Origin of the sequence: Bifidobacterium sp. WCA-178-WT-4B, from assembly GCF_009696495.1 — a bacterium.
GTDB lineage: Bacteria > Actinomycetota > Actinomycetes > Actinomycetales > Bifidobacteriaceae > Bifidobacterium > Bifidobacterium infantis.
Map to the genome: position 1 here is coordinate 137,588 of NZ_VULV01000005.1, position 18,116 is coordinate 155,703.

An 18,116-nucleotide genomic window follows, 5' to 3' on the forward strand; every position below is an offset into this window, starting at 1 on the left:
AACTGCATCTGATATGATTACAGTATCATAACTGTACACATTATAGTTACAGTATCGACTCGGCAAGGAGGTCGTTTCATGAACGGCGACCATTCACTGGCAGTGCACGCATTGGTCTACCTTGACCATCGCGCCACACACCTGCCCAGTCATATCCTGGCCGAGAACATATGCACCAATGCGGCGCGCGTGCGCAAAGTAATGCGACCGCTCGCCTCAGCCGGACTCATCGCCACTAAACAGGGTGCTGAAGGCGGGTACGCTCTGGCCCGGCCCGCCGCCGAAATCACTTTGCGCGCGGTAGCGGAAGCCACCGGCACCACTTTTGTGGAAGTGAACTGGACACCGGGCGACGTACAAGAGGATTGCTTGGTGTCATCTTCAATGGGCGCAGTGATGGATGACATCTATGCCGGGCTCAACCGCACTTGCCTCGAACAACTCGAACACACCACCATCCACGACATCACCGAACAGATATTCAGCGAGCGCAAAGGCGAATAATCCCGCGCGTCTCCCCTAGCCAGCATCAGTCGACAACGCTTCGGCAGTCAAAGAAGAAAATCGGCACAGCACGGCGCACAACACATCAGCACAACACACTCTTACCACTCGAATACGTAAGGAAGTAACCATGTCCATCAGCACACCCAATGCCATCAGCACACCCAGCACCTCCCCCACTATCACCACCGACGCCCTGATCATCGGATTCGGCAAGGGCGGCAAAACCTTGGCCGCCAAGCTCAGCGCAGCCGGCCGCAAGGTCGTCGTCGCCGAGGCAAGCGCCAACATGTACGGCGGCACCTGCATCAATATCGGATGCTTGCCGTCCAAGTCACTGATTTTGTCCGCCGAACAGGCGCGGCGGGATGGCGCGAACAGTACTCCCGAAACCCGCGAAGCAGCGTTCGAGGCTGCTATCAAGGAGAAGCGCCGCGTCACTTCGATGCTGCGCGACAAGAACTATCACAAGCTCGCCGACCAAGACAACATCACCGTAATCACCGGCCGCGCTCACTTCACCGGCCCTCATAGCGTGGAAATCGCCACCGCTGAGGGCCCGGTCGCCGTGACCGCCAGCAAGATCTTCATCAATACCGGCGCCACGCCGCGCATTCCGGATATTCCCGGTATCCGCACTACGCCCGGCGTCTACACCAGCACTGGACTGATGGATCTCGACGATATGCCGCAGCGACTGGTGATTATCGGTTCAGGATTCATTGGACTTGAGTTTGCCTCGATGTTTGCCGATTTCGGCACGGCGGTTACCGTGCTGCAGCACAATGCCGAGTTCCTGCCGCGCGAGGATGCGGATGTGGCGGCCGCGATTCGCGCACAGCTGGAAGCGCAGGGCGTCAAGTTCCTGTTCAACGCGGATACCAAGGCCATCGCGCCTGCCGCTGACGGCGGCGTCAGGTTGTCCGTTGCGGTGAAGGGTATGACTCGCGGTGCATCGCAAGCTTGCGATTCCACCCCCGCCGGCACCGGGAACGCTCATACCGATATCACCGGTGCCACCGACGCCACCGGCACCACCGACACTGCAACAACCACCAGCCCCACTAGCAACCCGACCGATCACGCCACGATGTCACACGTTCAAACGAAACCATCAGACGATGGCGAGCCGCGGTTCGCCGAACCGGCTGAAGCCCGATTCTGCCTGACCACCGACGCGGTACTGGTGGCCACCGGACGTACGCCGAACGTCGAGGGACTGCATCTTGAGGCGGCTGGCGTGGAGCTCACCGAACGCGGTGCTGTGAAAGTCGACGAGCTTCTGCGCACCACAGCAGCCGACATTTGGGCTCTGGGCGATGTGAACGGCGGCCCGCAGCACACGTACATTTCACTGGACGACTATCGCGTGGTGTGGTCGCAGCTCAATGGTTCCGCCCGTCCGTACACGGTGAAGGACCGCAAGCATGTGCCGTCGAGCACATTCCTCGCCACGCCTTACTCTCGCGTGGGATTGAATGAGCGCGAGGCGAAGGCGGCCGGATTGGATTATGTGGTCAAGCGATTGCCGGTGGCCGCTGTGCCGAAGGCCCAGGTAATGCGGCGACCGGATGGTCTGATGAAGGCGATTGTGGAACGCAATACTGGCCGCATTCTGGGTGCGATGCTGCTTTCCGTCGAGTCGCACGAGGTGATCAATATCGTCAAGTTGGCGATGGATCTTGACGCGCCGGCCAGCACGTTGCGCGATATGGTGTTCACGCATCCGACGATTGCCGAGGCACTGAACGACTTGTTCGCGTAGTTTGTCCGCATAGCACGCCCGCGCAGCATGACCCGCGTAGCGCGACCCGCAACAGACTCCTCTAATGCGCGCGAAGGTCCTCATCGATGTAAACCGATGAGGACCTTCGCGCTGTTGTCATGATACGTACGTGACAGCAATCACATCCGAAGCCGAGCTTACGGTCCAGAATGTCGGAGGCCTCCAATCCCAAGCGGCGTCGGATGGACCAGCCAAGACCGAGTGGCAGGCCCGAAGCCAAGGCCACGCCGTCTGAACCGAGTGCCACGGTTTTGGCGTTGTCTGCGATAAGCATGGTGCCCTTGGATGCGGCCGTGGAGGTCGAACCATCGCTGTCCGCCCCTGGTTTGAGGATTTCGACGTTGCCGTCACTGGTTTTGCACAGTCCCTTATTCTCATTTCAGATACCGGATGCACCATTGTCGCCGACCTCACCCGCAGAGAGGACATGTCTTGTTTTTCTTGTGGGCGCTCACTATTCACGCGCGATGGCATGTTTTTCAAGCAAAGTCAATAGGTGTGATGTTATTCACACTCTTCACTACGTTGTTTTGCCTCGCACTGGGCAACCCCACTTCAGCAAGAGATTGCACAGCTTGCGTTAGGGTGGAGAACATGACTATCACAGTATCCACAGACGGTTCCGCATTAGGGAATCCAAACGGGCCAATGGGCTGGGCCTGGGCCGATCATGAGCCGAACACCGGCGGCAAGCCCGGCCATAAGCACGACGACCACGGCTACGACGCCGGCGGCGCGACCAACGGCACCAACCAGATTGGCGAACTGTGCGCAGTGTTGGAAGCTTTGCGAGCGCATCCGGGCCCCGAGCCATTGCTCATCGAGTCGGATTCACAGTACGCCATCAATTGCTCGACCAAGTGGGTCAAAGGCTGGAAGAAGAACGGCTGGAGAAATTCGCAGAAAAAGCCTGTGAAGAACAAAGAGCTTATTCAGGCGATCGACCGTGAAATCTCGCAACGCCCTGGCCCGGTGGATTTCCGATGGGTCAAAGGTCACGCCGGCAACGAGGGCAATGAGTTGGTCGATGAACTGGCACGCACCTATGCGGGCGATTGCCGTTCAGGTGCGCGCGATGGCTATCTGCCGATTGAAGGCTGGCAGTCGCTGCTGGGCTCCGAATACGCACATGGCACCGATGTGCCTCCAGACGTGCAGTTGGTATTGGACGGCAAGGCAGATGCGGCAAGTTTGCGCAAACCGGCTGCGGCGACGGATCCGACGGATGTCACAAGGCCAGAGACCAAGTCTTCGTCCCCCTTAGCGGCACAATCAGCGCAACCTGTACAATCAGAGCACCCCGTACACCCCGCAAAGCCCAGTGGGCTGACGGTATCCGGTACGCTGACCTTCTCCCCCGCGCCGAAAACGAGCCCGTATTTCAACGGGCAGCCGATGCCGATCAAAGGCAGCATCGAAATCGAAGGCTATGTGGACGGCGACGGCAACCTGACCATCACCAACGCACCATTCATACGACACTAACACCCAAACACACGAATATGTACCTCAATCGGACACGATGGCACAAAATCGCTCATTCGCGTTAGGATAGGAGATAAGGCTTCACGCCGTTGATCCGTGCGGCGGAGGCAAGGATGGCAAAGGAGAAACCATGGATAAGGCACAGCAGGATGCGCTGAAGAAGGCGGCCGGCATCGAAGCCGCCAAGCTCGTTGAAAACGGCATGATCGCAGGCCTCGGCACTGGTTCGACCGTGAAGTTCCTGGTGGACGAGCTCGGCCGCCGTCATCAGGAGGAAGGTCTTGAGTTCACTGGCGTGACCACTTCCCGCCGCACGCAGGCCCAGGCCGAGAGCTACGGCATCAAGATCGTGGACATCGACGACGTGGACCACATCGACGTGACCATTGACGGTGCCGACGAAGTCGACAAGAACTTCAACGGCATCAAGGGCGGCGGCGCTGCTCTGCTGTGGGAGAAGATCGTGGCCACCAACTCCAACCAGATCGTGTGGATTGTGGACGAGTCCAAGGTTGTGGACACCATCGGCAAGTTCCCGCTGCCGGTCGAGGTCATTCCGTTCGGCGCTGGCCACGTCATCAAGAAGTTCGAGGCCTGCGGCTACAAGCCGGTGCTTCGTCTTGACGCCGACGGCAAGGAAGTGCGCACCGACGAGAACAACTTCGTGGTGGACCTGCACCTGGAGCGCATCGATCACCCGCAGGAGCTGGCCGAAGACCTGATCAACACGGTCGGCGTGGTGGAGCACGGCCTGTTCCTCAACATGGTCGACAAGGTCATCGTCGGCGACCCGAACGGCCCGCGCGTGATGACCAACGCCAACAAGTGATTGTCTCACATCACTAAGCTTTTCCAAGCCCGCATCTGCACATCGCAGGCGCGGGCTTTACTGTTGCCCGAACAAGGCAAAGAGCCAAGCAAAAAGAGAAACCCCGCGACCATAACGATCACGGGGTTTCTAATGCCTTGATTGCAGGTAAGACTACTTACGCTGGTGGCGGGTCTTACGCAGCAGTTTGCGGTGCTTCTTCTTGCTCATCCGCTTGCGGCGCTTCTTGATGACAGAACCCATCTGAAGCCTCCATTTCGATTAATCGTAAAAGTTGCAACTCGCACCATAATACACGTGTTGCCAGACAGAGGGAACCAGTATGTTGCCGATAGTCCGCATATGCCCTGAACGCAGTTGGGGCATCCACATCAGCAATGCGGGTGCTCCAACGTTCATAAGTTTGTGCAGCAGCTGACAGCCGACATTAGATACTACATCGGGAACTTCTGATAGAAGCGATCGACCGCTTCCTTGGTACCGGTAGCTTGGAAGACCACGGTATCGTTCTGCCAGATGGCAACGGCGTTCTTGCTGTTGGAGGCATCGGCCTTCACCACGTACGCGCCCGTGACGTTGCCGGAAACCTTGACGTTGCCGGATGCCGACTCATCGCCGGTCTGCGCAGCGACCAACGCATCGTACTGGGTCTTGGCATTGTCCGCCGACGACCACTGCGCGGCGACCAGCGTGACATCCTTGGCAGCATCACCAGTGGAGTAGGTCAGAGTGTACCCCTCGAGCGGCGACGCGGAATTCCACGTCGTGGAGGCAACCGCCTTGGTACGCGCGTAATTCAGCACGCTGTCCGGCATGGCCTTCAACAGCTCACTGGCATCATCCGGCAAAGCTGTGGCGTCGATAGTCGGCTTGGTCGGCTCGGATGATTCGGTTTTCTGCTGGCTGTTTTGGGTGGTAGTGGAGGTGCCATCATTCTTCTGGATGGCCCAACCCGGCCACACAAAGGCCGAAAGCACTGCCAGGATAATCACAACAGCTGCGGCAACCACCACTGCAATCAACTTGCCATGGGATTGTGTGGTCGAGGAGTTCTCACTATTAGTCATGCCCCGATTCTCTCACAGCCGCGTGACGCTGGGCGGCCGTAATCTTAGTCGTTGTGCGCAAGCCGCGTGAAACTCTTACGAACGGTAAAAATTTACCGTCCGCTGGTGTTTGGGTTAGGGTGAGACCATGGCGAAATCAAGTGTGCAGTATGTATGTTCCGAATGCGGTTGGAACGGGCCGAAGTGGTACGGCCGTTGCCCCGAGTGTGGTCAGTGGGGCACGGTCGAGGAATTTCACGAGGCTCGGCCGGCGGCAGGCTCTCGTACGGCCGCTCCCGGCCGAACATCACGCACGCAGTCGGTTACGGTTGCCAACAACGCCAGATCTGCAGCCCGTCCGATTACCGAAGTGGGCACGGAAAGCGTCGAGCGGCTCGGTACCGGATTTTCCGAATTCGACCGTGTGCTCGGCGGTGGCGTGGTGCCGGGTTCAGTGACGCTGATAGCGGGCGAACCGGGTATCGGCAAGTCGACATTGCTGTTGCAGACGGCCGGCAACATCGCGCGCGTTGTGGCGGTGGACAGTACGTTCCGAGGGGCAGGTCAGCGGTCTGCCCAACAGTCGGGCCAGGCGCAGGGCGGCACATCAAACACGGTGTCGACACAGGACAACACAGCATCAACGCACGCCAACACCGTGCTGTACATTTCCGGCGAGGAATCACAGGCGCAGGTTCGTTTGCGCGCTTCCCGCATCAACGCGGTGGAGCCGAACTTGTTACTGGCCTCCACCACCGACCTGTCCACAGTATTGGGGCTGATCGAACAGAACAAGCCGGCCTTGGCCATTGTGGATTCGGCGCAAACCATCGTCTCGCAGGAGGTCGATGGCATTTCCGGCGGTTCGACTCAGGTGCGCGAAGTGGCAAGCGCGCTGATAGATACCGCTAAGACACTTGACATTCCAGTATTTCTGGTTGGTCATGTGACCAAGGACGGTTCGATTGCAGGCCCGCGCACATTGGAGCATCTGGTCGATGTGGTCTGTCAATTCGAAGGCGACAGCGAGACTGCGCTGAGAATGCTGCGAGCGGTGAAGAATCGTTTTGGTCCGACCGATGAAGTCGGCTGTTTCGACATGAGCGGTGAGGGCATCGAAGAGGTCACCGATCCCGCCGGATTGTTCCTGTCTGGAGACGGCCCTGATGCGGCCAACGCGGCACCCGTGGAAGGCACCTGTGTGACGTTCACATTGGATGGGCATCGCAGTCTGCCTATCGAAGTACAGGCTCTGGTCACCACGTCGGTGCTGCCCACACCTCGACGTGCGGTCAATGGCGTGGACCCCAGCCGTATCGCCATGCTGGTCGCGGTGCTCTACCGCCACAGCAAGCTCAACCTGCTGTCCAACGACCTGTATATCTCCACTATTGCCGGAGGCCAGGCCAAGGAGCCCGGTTCCGACTTGGCGATAGTGGCGGCACTGGCGAGCGCCGCCACGTCAAAACCCATTGCTCGAGCCACGTGTGCCATCGGGGAAATTTCCCTGACCGGTCAGGTGCGCCCGGTACCGCGTATGGAATATCGCCTTCGCGAGGCCGCGCGCCTTGGCTTTACGACGGCGGTCATTCCTCCTCTGCGCAAGCCAGTGCATGTCGAGGGACTCCGGCTGGTGGAGTCCAACACATTGTCCGACGCATTAGACGCCTTGGGAGTGCGTAAATAACCCTGAGATATGCCTCAGGCGGTAAGACGCTTGGTCTCTTCGACGTTGCGCTTGAGTTCGTCAACGAGTTGGTCGGGGCCATCAAACTTGACCTGCGGGCGCAGGAAACCGATGAATTCAACGCGAACCTTATGGCCGTACAGATCAATCCACTCATCGGTGATGCAGTAGGCCTCCACTACGCGTTCGTTGAGTCCTGTTTTCTCGCTGAAGGTGGGTTTGGTACCAATGGAGATGGCGGCGGGCCAACGGTTTTCACCATCTACCAGCCAACCGGCATAGACGCCGTCGACCGGAATGTAGCCTGCAATGTCGGAGCCAAGATTGGCGGTGGGGAATCCGATGGTGCGGCCGCGCTCCTCACCGTGCACCACTTCGCCTTCGATGGCGTGCGGAGCACCCAGAATGGCGTTGGCATCCTGGATTCGGCCATGAGCCAGCAGGTAGCGCACATTGGTGGAGCTCCATGCGCGCATTGCCTTGGCCTGGTTCTTCTTGCTCCATGCGCGGCGCTCGGCCTTGGTGGCATTGGCCAGCGGGTCGACGGGCTCTCCCCATCCGCTCGGGGCTTCCGGCTTGAAATCGCGCGGAATACGCACTTCGCCCGGGCCACGGTCATCGACCACGTCAAGTTCGAATACACCGGTGGCGACGGCAAGATTGGCGATATGCTTCACATCACCTTCTCGTCCCTTGCCCATGGCGGCATCCTGCCCGAGGACCAGCGTACGCATGCCCAGCTTGCCGGTGAGTCGGCCAAGGAAGAAAATGTATGACATGGCTGCGAAGGCCAGCGTGTAGTGCACGACCAGCACATGGTCCACGCCGAACTGTTCCATGCGGTGCAGTCGATCATCCACACTGGTCAACGCTTCGGCATCCATATTCTGCGCCGCAGGTTCCTCGCCATGGTGAGAGGCGGCCCAGCCGTGCACGAATGCGGGGCGCGGGTCAAACAGAATCACCACGGAAAAAGCACCATGCTGGTGCGCGAGTTCCACCACGCGCTTGATCACCGCCTGATGACCCAAGTGCATGCCATCAAATGCGCCCAATGTCACCACGGCCTTCTTGTCGTTACTGAACGAGGGCCATTCAATCGAGCCTTCGGCGTCAGGGGTCAGGTGCGTGATATCCATCAGTGTGCTGTTCCTTTTATCCGTGCGATGTTATTCGTGCAATATAGGCGTTGTTGTGCGCGGCCTGTATCAAGCTGCACTTTTCACCGCGTCTACTTTACGCGAGGGGGAATACGGTGACCGGCTTGGCCTGATGAGCGTTGGCACGCTCGATAATCGCCGCCACATCATGCGTTTGCGGCACAATGGCGGCAGTGGGCTCGCTGATCGCACGCTCGATACGGCGGCCGAAGCGTAATTCGCTGGCCTCCTCAGGAGTGATGTCAAGCGCCGGCATCGCACCTCGAGCGGCCTGTTCCATGGTGAGGGCATGGTCAAGCAGCCAGTTGTGGCGCTCGTCACCGGCAAGACCTTCAGGAGTGTCCAATACGCACTTGTTGCGCGTGACGGTTTGCCCTTCCCGATTAGTGAACGTCTTCTGACCGGTATGTGCGGTGACGGTATGGGTTCGCGTGTCAAGCATCGCCTCAGGAGCGATAAGTCCGCTGGCATCGTCCGGCAACGCGAATCGGCCGACTCGCGTACGGCGCAAACGGGTCAGGTATCCGCCGACGCCAAGTTCATTGCCGAGGTCGCGGGCGAGCGCGCGGATATAGGTGCCCGATGAACAGCTGACCCGCACGTCAACATCAAGTGCGGGAATCGCTCCCGTGTTCGCGTCTTCCCTCAATGGTTCAGCGGCCCGCTCCCCTGCTACGAATCCGCTGCGGATATTCAGCACGGTGAATTCGCTGATGGTCACCGGGCGAGGTTTGAGTTCCACCTCCTTGCCTTCGCGAGCCAAGTCGTAGGCACGTTGGCCGTTGATTTTGATGGCGGAGAACGTATTGGGAACTTGTTCTATATCGCCGGTGAAATTGGTGGCGATGGTGCGAGTGAGCAGATCTTGCCATGAGGCAGTTGGTAGCGCCGTTGGTTCGCCGCTCTGGCCGCCCTCGGTCAGCTGCGCTGACAGCGTTTGCCAGCGGGAGCGGGCTTCATCATCGACAAGCACCTCACCTTCGGCATCGTCGGTAGTGGTGCGCAGGCCGAGGCGTATGGTGGCCTCGTAGGTTTTGTCATGCGCCACGATGGCGTTGAGCAGTCGCGTGGCGTGGCCGAAGGCGATGACCAGCGTGCCAGTGGCCATGGGGTCAAGGGTGCCGGCGTGACCGACCTTCTTGATGTGCAACGCGCCGCGCACGGCGGCAACGGCGTCGAAACTGGTCACGCCTTGCGGCTTGTCGATGATGAGTAGGCCGCTGGGTGTTGTATGAAGCACACTACTCCTCGTCGGACTCGAACTCATCGCCCTCGGCTTCGGCCTCGTCGTCGTGCTTGTACGGATCGGCATCGCCGGCGTACTGGGCGGTGGCGCGAACACGGGCGAGTTCTTCGTCACGCTTCTTGGCCACGGCGAGAATGTCTTCGATCTCGTGAGCCTCGCCGGGCACTTCATCGAACACGAATTGGAGCTGCGGAGTCAGGCGCAGGCCAGCCTTGTGGCCCACCAGAGAACGCAGGTGGCCCTTGGCCTGATCGAGGGCCTGCTGGGCGCGCTTGCGTTCGCCTTCCTCATGGCCTTCGTGGCCGAGCTGGGTCCAGTAGACCTTGGCGATCTGCAAATCGTTGGTCACACGAACTTCGGTGACGGTGATGCTGGCGAGTCGCTTGTCATGCAGTTCGCGCTCAATGGAGGAGGCGACGACACGCTGAATCAAGGCCGCAATACGTGCGGCGCGCGGGTTGGTTCCTGCCATAGGAATTTCCTTTTCTAGACTTGAGCCCCCTCTGACGAGGGGCTGCCGAACGCAGTGAGGCTGGGGGAGAGAAAATCATGGAACTACCATGTCTCTCCCCCAGCCAGCCTGCGGCTGACAGCCCCCTCGTCAGAGGGGGCTTAACAATGACTACTTGCGCTCGACTTCCTGCATCTCGAAGGTCTCGATGATGTCGCCGAGTTCAATGTCGTTGAAGGTGCCGAGGTTGATACCAGCCTCGTAGCCTTCCTTGACGGACTGAACGTCGTCCTTGAAGCGACGCAGCGAGGAGATCTCGAGGTCGTTGACCGTGGCCACGCCGTTGCGCAGGATACGGCACTTCGTACCACGCTTGACCTCGCCGTCCTGCACCATAACGCCGGCGATGTTGCCGAACTTGGAGGAGCGGAAGATCTCGCGGATCTCGGAGTGAGAGGTGACGACCTCTTCGTATTCCGGCTTGAGCATGCCCTTGAGGGATGCCTCGATGTCTTCGATCGCACGGTAGATGACCGAGTAGTACTTGATCTCCACGCCCTCGCGCTCGGCAAGGTCCGCGACCTGACGGTTCGGACGCACGTTGAAGCCGATGATGACGGCCTTGTCGACCGTGGCCAGGTTGACGTCGTTCTGCGTGATCGCACCGACACCGCGGTGGATGACCTGGATGCCGACCTCGTCGGATACCTCGATCTTCATCAAGGAATCCTCGAGCGCCTCGACCGAACCGGACGAATCGCCCTTGATGACAATATTGAGCATGTCGATCTCGGACTCGGCGAACTTCTTCTTGAAGTCCTCGAGGGAGACGACCTTGCGACGCTTGGCCAGCTGGGCGGCACGCTCGGTGGCCTGACGCTTCTCGGCAATCTGGCGGGCGGCACGATCGTCAGAGGCGACCAGGAAGAGGTCACCGGCGGTGGGCACGGAGGTCAAGCCCAGCACCTGAACAGGTGTGGACGGACCGGCTGCCTCCATCGGCTGACCGTTCTCGTCGAGCATGGCACGCACGCGGCCGTACGAAGTGCCGGCCACGATGGCATCGCCCACATGGAGTGTGCCGGACTGCACGAGCACGGTGGCCACGGCACCACGACCCTTGTCGAGTCGGGCTTCGACGGTGGCACCACGGGCATCCATGTCGGGGTTGGCGCGGAGGTCCAGCTCAGCGTCAGCCGTGAGCAGCACGGCTTCGAGCAGCTTGTCGACGTGCAGGTTCTGCTTGGCGGAGATGTCGACGAACATGGTGTCGCCACCATACTCTTCAGGGACCAGGCCGAACTCGGTGAGCTGGCCGCGGACCTTCTCCGGGTTGGCACCGGGTACATCGATCTTGTTGACGGCCACGACGATCGGCACCTTGGCGGCCTGAGCGTGGTTGATGGCCTCAACGGTCTGGGGCATCACACCATCGTCGGCGGCGACCACGAGGATCGCGACATCGGTGAGCTCGGCACCACGGGCACGCATGGCGGTGAACGCCTCGTGGCCAGGGGTATCGAGGAAGGTGATCTTGCGCGGTTCGCCTTCAAGGTTCACGGTGACCTGGTAGGCACCGATGCGCTGGGTAATGCCGCCGGCCTCACGTGCGATGACGTTGGTCTTGCGGATGGTATCCAGCAGTCGGGTCTTACCGTGGTCGACATGGCCCATGACGGTGACGACCGGCGGGCGAGGCTTGAGATCCTCGTCATCCTGCAGTTCTTCCTCGTCAAGGTTGATGTCGAACTGCTGGAGCAGTTCCTTGTCTTCCTCTTCTGCGGAGACGAGCTGGATGTTCCAGCCGATCTCTCCGCCCAGAATCTGGAAGGTCTCCTCATCCAAGGACTGGGTGGCGGTAGCCATCTGACCCAGGTGGAAGAGCACGGTGACCAGCGCGGCCTGGTTGACGTTGATTTTCTCCGCCAGATCGGCCAGGGAGGCGCCCTGACGCAGACGGATGGTCTGGCCGTTGCCGTTGGGGATGCGAACGCCGCCGATGGTCGGTGCTTTCAGCTCCTCATACTCATGACGCTTTGCCAGACGGTTCTTACGGGCCTTTGAGGACTTGCCGCCCTGACGGCCGAATGCGCCTGCGGCACCGCCGCGACCACCACGACCGCCGCCACGTGCGGGACCGTTGCTCGGTGCGCCGCCGCCCTGGAAGTTATTGCCGCCGCCTTGGCCCCCACGGAAGCCGCCGCGTGCGCCGCCCTGACCGGCACCCTGGGAGCCGCCGCCCTGACCCGGACGGTTGTGGCCCCACTGGCCGGGACGCGGACCGCCCTGACCACCTTGGCCCGGACGACCGCCACGGAAGCCGCGGCCCTGCCCCTGGCCTTGGCCGGGACGGCCCGGACGACCGCCACGACCGCTATCAGCAGTCGGACGAGCCATCGGATGCGGACGCGGAATATCACCCGGCGTCGGGGTGTGCATACCCTGCTTGCGGGAGAACGGGTTGTTGCCCGGGCGCGGGCCCTGAGCGTGCGGGCGCGGAACCGCGTTTGAAGCGACATTGCCGCCATTGGCACCGGCGCCGCCCTGAGCGTGCGGGCGCGGAGCTGAAGCATTGCCGCGGTTGTTCTGGTGCTGACCCGGCTGGCCATTGTTCGGATGGCCCTGGTTGTTACGACGATCGTTGTTACGGCGATCGTTCGGGCGACTCTGACGACCGTTCTCACGGCCTTCGCGATTATCGCGACCATTCTCACGGTTGTCGTGCTGACCGTGGCGGCCGGGGGTCGGCATGCCGGTGCGTGCGCCGCCCTGCGGACGCGGTGTCGGTGCACCCGGAGTCGGAGCCTGCTGATGTGCCGAGGCGGGCGACGCCTGACGTGCGGGAGCGGCCGGAGTCGGTGCGGAAGATGAAGTGGAAGCCGGGGCCGAAGGTGCGGCCGGGCGGCGCTGCTGCACGGGCTTGGCGGCCGGCTTTTGTGCGGAAGATGCGGGCTTGGAATCACCCTTGGCGTTGTCCTTGGCGAACTCTGCCTTCAGACGCCGGGCTACCGGCGGTTCAATCGTAGAAGAAGCGGACTTGACGAATTCTCCCATGTCCTTAAGCTTCTCAAGCACGGTTTTGCTATCGACATTCAAAACCTTAGCCAATTCGTATACGCGTGGTTTCGCCACTAATTACTCCTATTCTGTGACCACGCGCGTGCATGGGCGTGGTCAGTTAGTGATGACGGCAAGCCTACCCTGTCTCATCGTGCGACCATGATCGTGTTACCTCGTCTCTGGTGTGGGCGATTTCGCGCACACTGCGCCAACCCACATACGCCAATCAAGCATACTCATAGCGCTGGATAGCGTAGACGCAGCGAGCCGCGCCATTGCTGACGCGGCTCATATCAGGAAATAATGCGCCCTGAAGATCATTCGCCTTCAAGCCCGGCGGCCTATTCGGCTTCCGGAGCAGCAGCCTCGGCCGCAGCCTGGGCGGCTTTTTCGGCGGCGACCTTCTTGGCATGAGCCTCGGCGGATTCGATGCCGATCTTCCAGCCGGTCAGCTTGGCTGCCAGTCGTGCGTTCTGGCCTTCCTTGCCGATGGCCAGGGACAGCTGGTCGTCGTGGATGAAAGCGATGGCGGTCTTGTTCTTCTCGCTGATCACCTGCACGCCGGTGGCCACAGCCGGGGACAGCGCGGCTGCCACGAATTTGGCCGGATCGTCGGAGTAGTCGACGATGTCGATCTTCTCCGGGCCAAGGTTCTCCATGACGGCGCGCACGCGAGCGCCGCCGGGGCCGATCAGCGCACCCTTCGGGTTCACGCCATCGGTGTTGGCCTTGACCGCGATCTTGGTGCGGGCGCCGGCCTCACGAGCGATGGCCATGATGGACACGGCACCGGAGACCAGTTCCGGCACTTCACGCTCGAACAGCTTGCGGACCAGCTCCGGGTGGGAGCGGGACACCACGATCTCCGGGCCCTTGATGCCACGGGCCACGTTCACCACGTACACGCGGATGCGTTCGCCGTGGCGGTAACGTTCGCCGGGCACCTGCTCACGGCGAGGCAGAATGGCTTCGACATCGCCCATCGCGACATGCACGTTGGAGGGATCGGAAGCATCCTGCTGGATGATGCCGGTGATGAGCTTGCCCTTCTGACCGGAGAACGCGCCGAATACCTTCTCATCTTCGGCGCGGCGGAACAGCTGGGTGATGACTTGGCGTGCAGTGGCGGCGGCGAGACGGCCGAAGTCACGCGGGGTGTCATCGTATTCCTCGCCCAGCTTGGGAGCGGGGTAAGGGTTGTCTTCGGTGGGTTCGACCGGGATTTCGTCGGCGGCCCACACGGTGAAGTTGCTGGAACGTTCGTCAAGCTCCACGCGCGCGTGCTTGGCGGCGTGCGGGGTCTTGAGGTAGGCGAGGCGCAGGGCCTCTGCCAGCGCATCATCCAGGGTTCCGGGGTCGATTCCTTGCTCGGCGGCGAGCTTGTGTATTCCTGTCAGGTCCAGTTCCATCGATCCGTACCTCCTATGAAGTTATGCGGCGCATGGCCTATGAGTGGTCACAGTTAGCTATTAGTGTAGGTTTCCATGCAGACACGCTTCTCTTCAGGACGGTTTACCCGGCGCTTGGCATCCGCACTATGCGCGAGCGCGATGCTGTGTTCGCTTTCGGCGTGTTCGATGCCGCGACTGGCCGGACGGGCCGAGGCGGAAGCTCAGATGAGCCCTTGCGAGAAAGCGATGACGCTGGCGGACTACGCCACCCATCCGGCTGAAGGCACGCCGTTATTGGAGCAGTATGCCACCGGTCTGGCCGCTCCCCTGGCTTGGATTGACGTTGCCGGGTATTGTTCGGGTCGTTTTGCCGAGGGAACGTTACGTGACGCGCAGACCAAGCAATGGCTGACTTTTCTGGCCGATAAATTCGGGCAGTCCGCGCCTGAGGTGACGCCGGCGCGTCTTGATGGCGTCACGTCCGCCAACGTTGACCGATCGGTATTGGATGCGATGGCCGTGGCCGAGGATCGCGCCGGATTCGCTATCGAGGTCTTGGCCGCACGAGGACAGACCGCTGGGGCTACGTTGGCGTTGAGCGATATGCATAAGACCGCCGGGCAGCAGCTGGTGTCGCTGGCCAATGGCAATTTTGATGATTCCGGCGCACAATCCAGTTCTTCCGGCCAAAGCGACCCCCGCCAAAAGGTCTATGCCATCGACCAGCTACTGGCCAACCCCACCACCATCGCCGACAAGGCAAGTGGCCAAACCGTACCAACCGCCGCCGCCATCGAAATGGACTGCGCCCGCGCGCAGATCAAGGCCGTGACCGAATCGAAATCTTCCACCGAGAGCGATACGCTGCTCATCCTCGCCGCACTGGCCGCCAAGCACGCCTACACCGCGTTCCAACTTGGCTACCCAGCGACTGACGCCGCATTGTTCGAGTAGACACACACTGCGGCATATGCCTTTTCCCCGCAGTGGCGTATAAGACGACCAGTACAAGACAATAATCTGTAGTTTTCACTCATCTGTAGCCGTCGAATATGTCGTCGTACGATTATCGCAATACGCACTCCCACATTTTTTCCCCCCCGTATTATGTGTTTGCCTCTCACATTTTTAATATGAAAAAAGTGAGAGATGGTCGATGAAAGCCACACGTCCGACAGCCACCGGTGACGAGTAGTCATGCATCTTCGCCTTGTGGGACGGCAGAGAAATTTGACCATTTTCTGCGTGCCGTCCCACAAAAACGTGGGATAGCAGAAGCATCAATCGTTTGCTGTCTGCGGCATCCCGCACCGTCGGCCTTCAAAACCGCAGAATAACGCCAATTCCCATTACCAACCATGGTCGTCCAGGGGAGACACTGTGGGACGGCAGACAAAAAACGCCGAAATCCACGTGGCGTCCCCCACACCTCGTAAAACTCTCACCCTGAAAAGTACTACAGGCGCAATATGCAAAGCTACAACCCTATGCCATCCGCAACTGAATCGAGGTACGTGCTCGCCGTAGCATGCTGCGGCACACACCGTCCACAAAGCCAATGCGGATTGTCAGTGAGCAAGTCGAGTTGAGGCACGTTCCACCAATGTGAAATCGGTGGTGTACGTACGGGCCGGGCCTGAGTACCCTTCGATGAGGTCGATAAGCATGTCAACGGCATGCTTGGCATAATCGTCGATATGTGGATCAATGGTGGTCAGCGCCGGCACCGAGTGCTTGGCTTCCGGCACGTTATCGAAGCCGACAACTTGTACATCGTCAGGTACACGCAAACCACGTCGTTGGTTCCGGGGTTTAATCTCAAAAAGGGAGGACGGCCGTTTTGACCGTCCTCCCTAGCAATGGCGGGCAACCGGATGTCAGTCGGCGTCGGTGGTGACCTTGAAGCCGTTGTCTTCCGCGTATGCCTTGAGCTTCTGCTGCGCCTTGGCCATGGCCCCGACCAAATCACCCTTCGCGTTCATCTCAGGAACGATAACGTCGTTGAACACGACCTCCACCTGGGACATGAACGGGAGATACTCCCAATCGGTGTTGACCTTGTCCATTGAATCGAAGTAGACGGCGTTGACATCATCATTGGCGTAGTAACCGTCGGTCTCCTTCTTATTGCGCTGGTTCTCATCGTCCTGATAGACGGAGGCCGCCATGAAGAAGTTGCCGTTGTTGGTATCCTGCCATGACTGGATGGCATCCTTGTCGGAATCAAGCCAGTTGATGAACGCGAGAGCCGCCGCCTGCTTCTCCTTCGGGCAAGCCGCGGAGACGCTCATCATGGAGCCGACGGAAGAGGACTGGTAAGGCTGTCCTTTCCAGGACGGCGGGGCAGCAACCACCATCTTGCCTTTGAGGCTCGGGTTCTGCTCCTTGTAGGTGTTGCCCATCCAGTTTTCATTGATGAACGTGGCGTAACGACCGTCATTAATCGAACGGTTGAACTCGTCAGTGAAGACGGTACCGCCTTCAAGGACGCCATCCTTCAGGCACTTCTGCAGGAATTCCGTGAATTCCTTTGCTTTTCCGCTGTTCATAGTCAGTTCGACGTCGTCCACGGAATTAACCTTCCACAGACGCGCTCCAACGGAACGGTAGAGGTTAGTGAAGAAGGAGATGTCGGATCCCAGGATTCCCATATATTTGTTGGAATCTTCTTTGTGGAGCTTAATGCCCTCGTTGTAGATGTCTTCCCAGCTTTCTGGCACCTGCAGGTTATGTTCGTCCAGAATATCCTTTCGCACATAGTTGGCCAATGGTGTGGCGTCCTGCGGCGCACCGTAGAGGCCGCCGGCGTAATGCACCTGAGCCCATGCAGTCTTGGTGTATAGCTTGCTCCATGCCTTTTCGATGCTATCGTTGGCAAAATTCAGCAATGCACCCGAAACCGCGAACTGCTGGAATTTATTAGCGCTCATCTGTACGACGTCGGGAATATCCTTCTGGGCTTGAACGACGTTCTGGAACTTGGTGAAATGATCCTCCGCGGCACCGGTGTTGACAAAGTTGATTTTGATGTGCGGGTACTTCTTCTCGAATGCCTTGACAGTGGGCTCCATCTGCTTGGCGGAATAGGCCCAGACGGTCAGTTCGACGTTCTTCGAGGTGTCGGTCAGAGCGTTTTCGACGTCCTGCGCGGTCACATCGCTCTTGGCCTGGTTCCCATTAGTGCTGGAACCACATGCCGAGATCCCGGCCGTCATTGCCAGCGCCGCGATAGCGGCCACAAGCCTGATACTCTTCTTCATGATTACTCNTTTGTGTGTCATGAATTACTATTTTGTTGTTTTCCAAAAGGGCGGATGCCGCACGGTCGCCAAGGCAACGAATGGGTGATCGTAGGGACCGTGCGGCCGAGGGTTCACTGCTTGACGGAGCCGGCCGCGAGGCCAGACTGCCAGTACTTTTGCAGGAACATGAATGCGATGATCAACGGAACAACTGCGATAAGCGAGCCCG

General features: G+C 59.8%; 15 protein-coding genes and 2 pseudogenes. 6 read left to right on the top strand and 11 right to left on the bottom strand.

Annotation, left to right across the window (positions count from 1 at the left end):
* The first annotated feature begins 78 nt into the window (after positions 1–78).
* On the top strand, positions 79–504 hold the full coding sequence (locus FYJ31_RS05480; RefSeq protein WP_154536201.1) for an RrF2 family transcriptional regulator: 426 nt from the start codon (positions 79–81) through the stop codon (positions 502–504).
* A gap of 130 nt (positions 505–634) precedes the next feature.
* Entirely contained in the window at positions 635–2,269 is a 1,635-nt protein-coding gene (locus FYJ31_RS05485; protein WP_154536202.1) for an FAD-dependent oxidoreductase, read from the top strand.
* 61 nt (positions 2,270–2,330) lie between these two features.
* Here the strand turns inward: FYJ31_RS05485 and FYJ31_RS12440 are convergent, their stop codons facing one another.
* Entirely contained in the window at positions 2,331–2,564 is a 234-nt protein-coding gene (locus FYJ31_RS12440; RefSeq protein WP_195839450.1) for a hypothetical protein, read from the bottom strand.
* A gap of 374 nt (positions 2,565–2,938) precedes the next feature.
* On the opposite strand from FYJ31_RS12440, the gene FYJ31_RS05495 reads away from it, so the two are divergent.
* Positions 2,939–3,775, top strand: a complete 837-nt coding sequence (locus tag FYJ31_RS05495) for a ribonuclease H family protein (protein ID WP_229773864.1) — start codon at positions 2,939–2,941, stop codon at positions 3,773–3,775.
* Between the two features lie 130 nt (positions 3,776–3,905).
* A complete protein-coding gene (gene rpiA, locus FYJ31_RS05500) occupies positions 3,906–4,604 on the top strand; it encodes a ribose-5-phosphate isomerase RpiA (protein WP_012578451.1) in 699 nt (232 codons plus the stop codon).
* A 153-nt stretch (positions 4,605–4,757) separates the two neighbouring features.
* Here rpiA and FYJ31_RS05505 read toward each other — a convergent pair whose 3' ends face one another.
* Together FYJ31_RS05505 and FYJ31_RS05510 are read right to left on the bottom strand one after the other, a co-directional pair.
* A complete protein-coding gene (locus FYJ31_RS05505) occupies positions 4,758–4,847 on the bottom strand; it encodes a 30S ribosomal protein bS22 (protein WP_004268639.1) in 90 nt (29 codons plus the stop codon).
* A gap of 191 nt (positions 4,848–5,038) precedes the next feature.
* A complete protein-coding gene (locus tag FYJ31_RS05510) occupies positions 5,039–5,671 on the bottom strand; it encodes a hypothetical protein (RefSeq protein WP_012578452.1) in 633 nt (210 codons plus the stop codon).
* 127 nt (positions 5,672–5,798) lie between these two features.
* Here FYJ31_RS05510 and FYJ31_RS05515 point away from each other — a divergent pair, with 127 nt between their 5' ends.
* A complete protein-coding gene (locus FYJ31_RS05515; RefSeq protein WP_154536204.1) occupies positions 5,799–7,337 on the top strand; it encodes a DNA repair protein RadA in 1,539 nt (512 codons plus the stop codon).
* A 14-nt stretch (positions 7,338–7,351) separates the two neighbouring features.
* Here the strand turns inward: FYJ31_RS05515 and ribF are convergent, their stop codons facing one another.
* The 5 genes from ribF to nusA form a co-directional block, all read right to left on the bottom strand.
* Positions 7,352–8,476, bottom strand: a complete 1,125-nt coding sequence (gene ribF / locus FYJ31_RS05520; protein WP_154536205.1) for a bifunctional riboflavin kinase/FMN adenylyltransferase — start codon at positions 8,474–8,476, stop codon at positions 7,352–7,354.
* Positions 8,477–8,573: 97 nt separating this feature from the next.
* Entirely contained in the window at positions 8,574–9,737 is a 1,164-nt protein-coding gene (locus FYJ31_RS05525; protein WP_326831182.1) for a tRNA pseudouridine synthase B, read from the bottom strand.
* A gap of 1 nt (position 9,738) precedes the next feature.
* Positions 9,739–10,215 (bottom strand): 30S ribosome-binding factor RbfA, encoded by a 477-nt coding sequence (rbfA, locus tag FYJ31_RS05530; RefSeq protein WP_012578456.1) that lies wholly within the window; start codon positions 10,213–10,215, stop codon positions 9,739–9,741.
* A gap of 150 nt (positions 10,216–10,365) precedes the next feature.
* Positions 10,366–13,326: a translation initiation factor IF-2 gene (gene infB, locus FYJ31_RS05535; RefSeq protein ID WP_250235939.1), complete on the bottom strand. Its 2,961-nt coding sequence runs from the start codon at positions 13,324–13,326 to the stop codon at positions 10,366–10,368.
* Between the two features lie 269 nt (positions 13,327–13,595).
* Positions 13,596–14,663, bottom strand: a complete 1,068-nt coding sequence (gene nusA / locus FYJ31_RS05540) for a transcription termination factor NusA (protein ID WP_154536207.1) — start codon at positions 14,661–14,663, stop codon at positions 13,596–13,598.
* A 207-nt stretch (positions 14,664–14,870) separates the two neighbouring features.
* On the opposite strand from nusA, the gene FYJ31_RS05545 reads away from it, so the two are divergent.
* Entirely contained in the window at positions 14,871–15,599 is a 729-nt protein-coding gene (locus tag FYJ31_RS05545; RefSeq protein ID WP_032745478.1) for a hypothetical protein, read from the top strand.
* A gap of 614 nt (positions 15,600–16,213) precedes the next feature.
* Here FYJ31_RS05545 and FYJ31_RS05550 read toward each other — a convergent pair.
* The 3 genes and pseudogenes from FYJ31_RS05550 to FYJ31_RS12765 all read right to left on the bottom strand — a co-directional run.
* Positions 16,214–16,447, bottom strand: a pseudogene (locus tag FYJ31_RS05550) (substrate-binding domain-containing protein); the annotation flags it as partial.
* A gap of 75 nt (positions 16,448–16,522) precedes the next feature.
* Positions 16,523–17,905, bottom strand: coding sequence for an ABC transporter substrate-binding protein (locus tag FYJ31_RS05555; protein WP_154536208.1), 1,383 nt, complete (start codon positions 17,903–17,905; stop codon positions 16,523–16,525).
* Between the two features lie 113 nt (positions 17,906–18,018).
* A pseudogene (locus FYJ31_RS12765) lies at positions 18,019–18,116 on the bottom strand (carbohydrate ABC transporter permease); the annotation flags it as partial.

Excerpts from the sequence above, each read along its gene's own strand:
- FYJ31_RS05495 (WP_229773864.1), top strand. The coding sequence starts at position 2,939 with ATGGGCTGGGCCTGGGCCGATCATGAGCCGAACACCGGCGGCAAGCCC.
- FYJ31_RS05510 (WP_012578452.1), bottom strand. The coding sequence starts at position 5,671 with ATGACTAATAGTGAGAACTCCTCGACCACACAATCCCATGGCAAGTTG.
- FYJ31_RS05485 (WP_154536202.1), top strand. The coding sequence starts at position 635 with ATGTCCATCAGCACACCCAATGCCATCAGCACACCCAGCACCTCCCCC.
- FYJ31_RS05505 (WP_004268639.1), bottom strand. The coding sequence starts at position 4,847 with ATGGGTTCTGTCATCAAGAAGCGCCGCAAGCGGATGAGCAAGAAGAAG.
- FYJ31_RS12440 (WP_195839450.1), bottom strand. The coding sequence starts at position 2,564 with ATGCTTATCGCAGACAACGCCAAAACCGTGGCACTCGGTTCAGACGGC.
- FYJ31_RS05515 (WP_154536204.1), top strand. The coding sequence starts at position 5,799 with ATGGCGAAATCAAGTGTGCAGTATGTATGTTCCGAATGCGGTTGGAAC.
- FYJ31_RS05545 (WP_032745478.1), top strand. The coding sequence starts at position 14,871 with ATGAGCCCTTGCGAGAAAGCGATGACGCTGGCGGACTACGCCACCCAT.
- rbfA (WP_012578456.1), bottom strand. The coding sequence starts at position 10,215 with ATGGCAGGAACCAACCCGCGCGCCGCACGTATTGCGGCCTTGATTCAG.
- FYJ31_RS05555 (WP_154536208.1), bottom strand. The coding sequence starts at position 17,905 with ATGAAGAAGAGTATCAGGCTTGTGGCCGCTATCGCGGCGCTGGCAATG.
- rpiA (WP_012578451.1), top strand. The coding sequence starts at position 3,906 with ATGGATAAGGCACAGCAGGATGCGCTGAAGAAGGCGGCCGGCATCGAA.
- FYJ31_RS05480 (WP_154536201.1), top strand. The coding sequence starts at position 79 with ATGAACGGCGACCATTCACTGGCAGTGCACGCATTGGTCTACCTTGAC.
- nusA (WP_154536207.1), bottom strand. The coding sequence starts at position 14,663 with ATGGAACTGGACCTGACAGGAATACACAAGCTCGCCGCCGAGCAAGGA.
- ribF (WP_154536205.1), bottom strand. The coding sequence starts at position 8,476 with ATGGATATCACGCACCTGACCCCTGACGCCGAAGGCTCGATTGAATGG.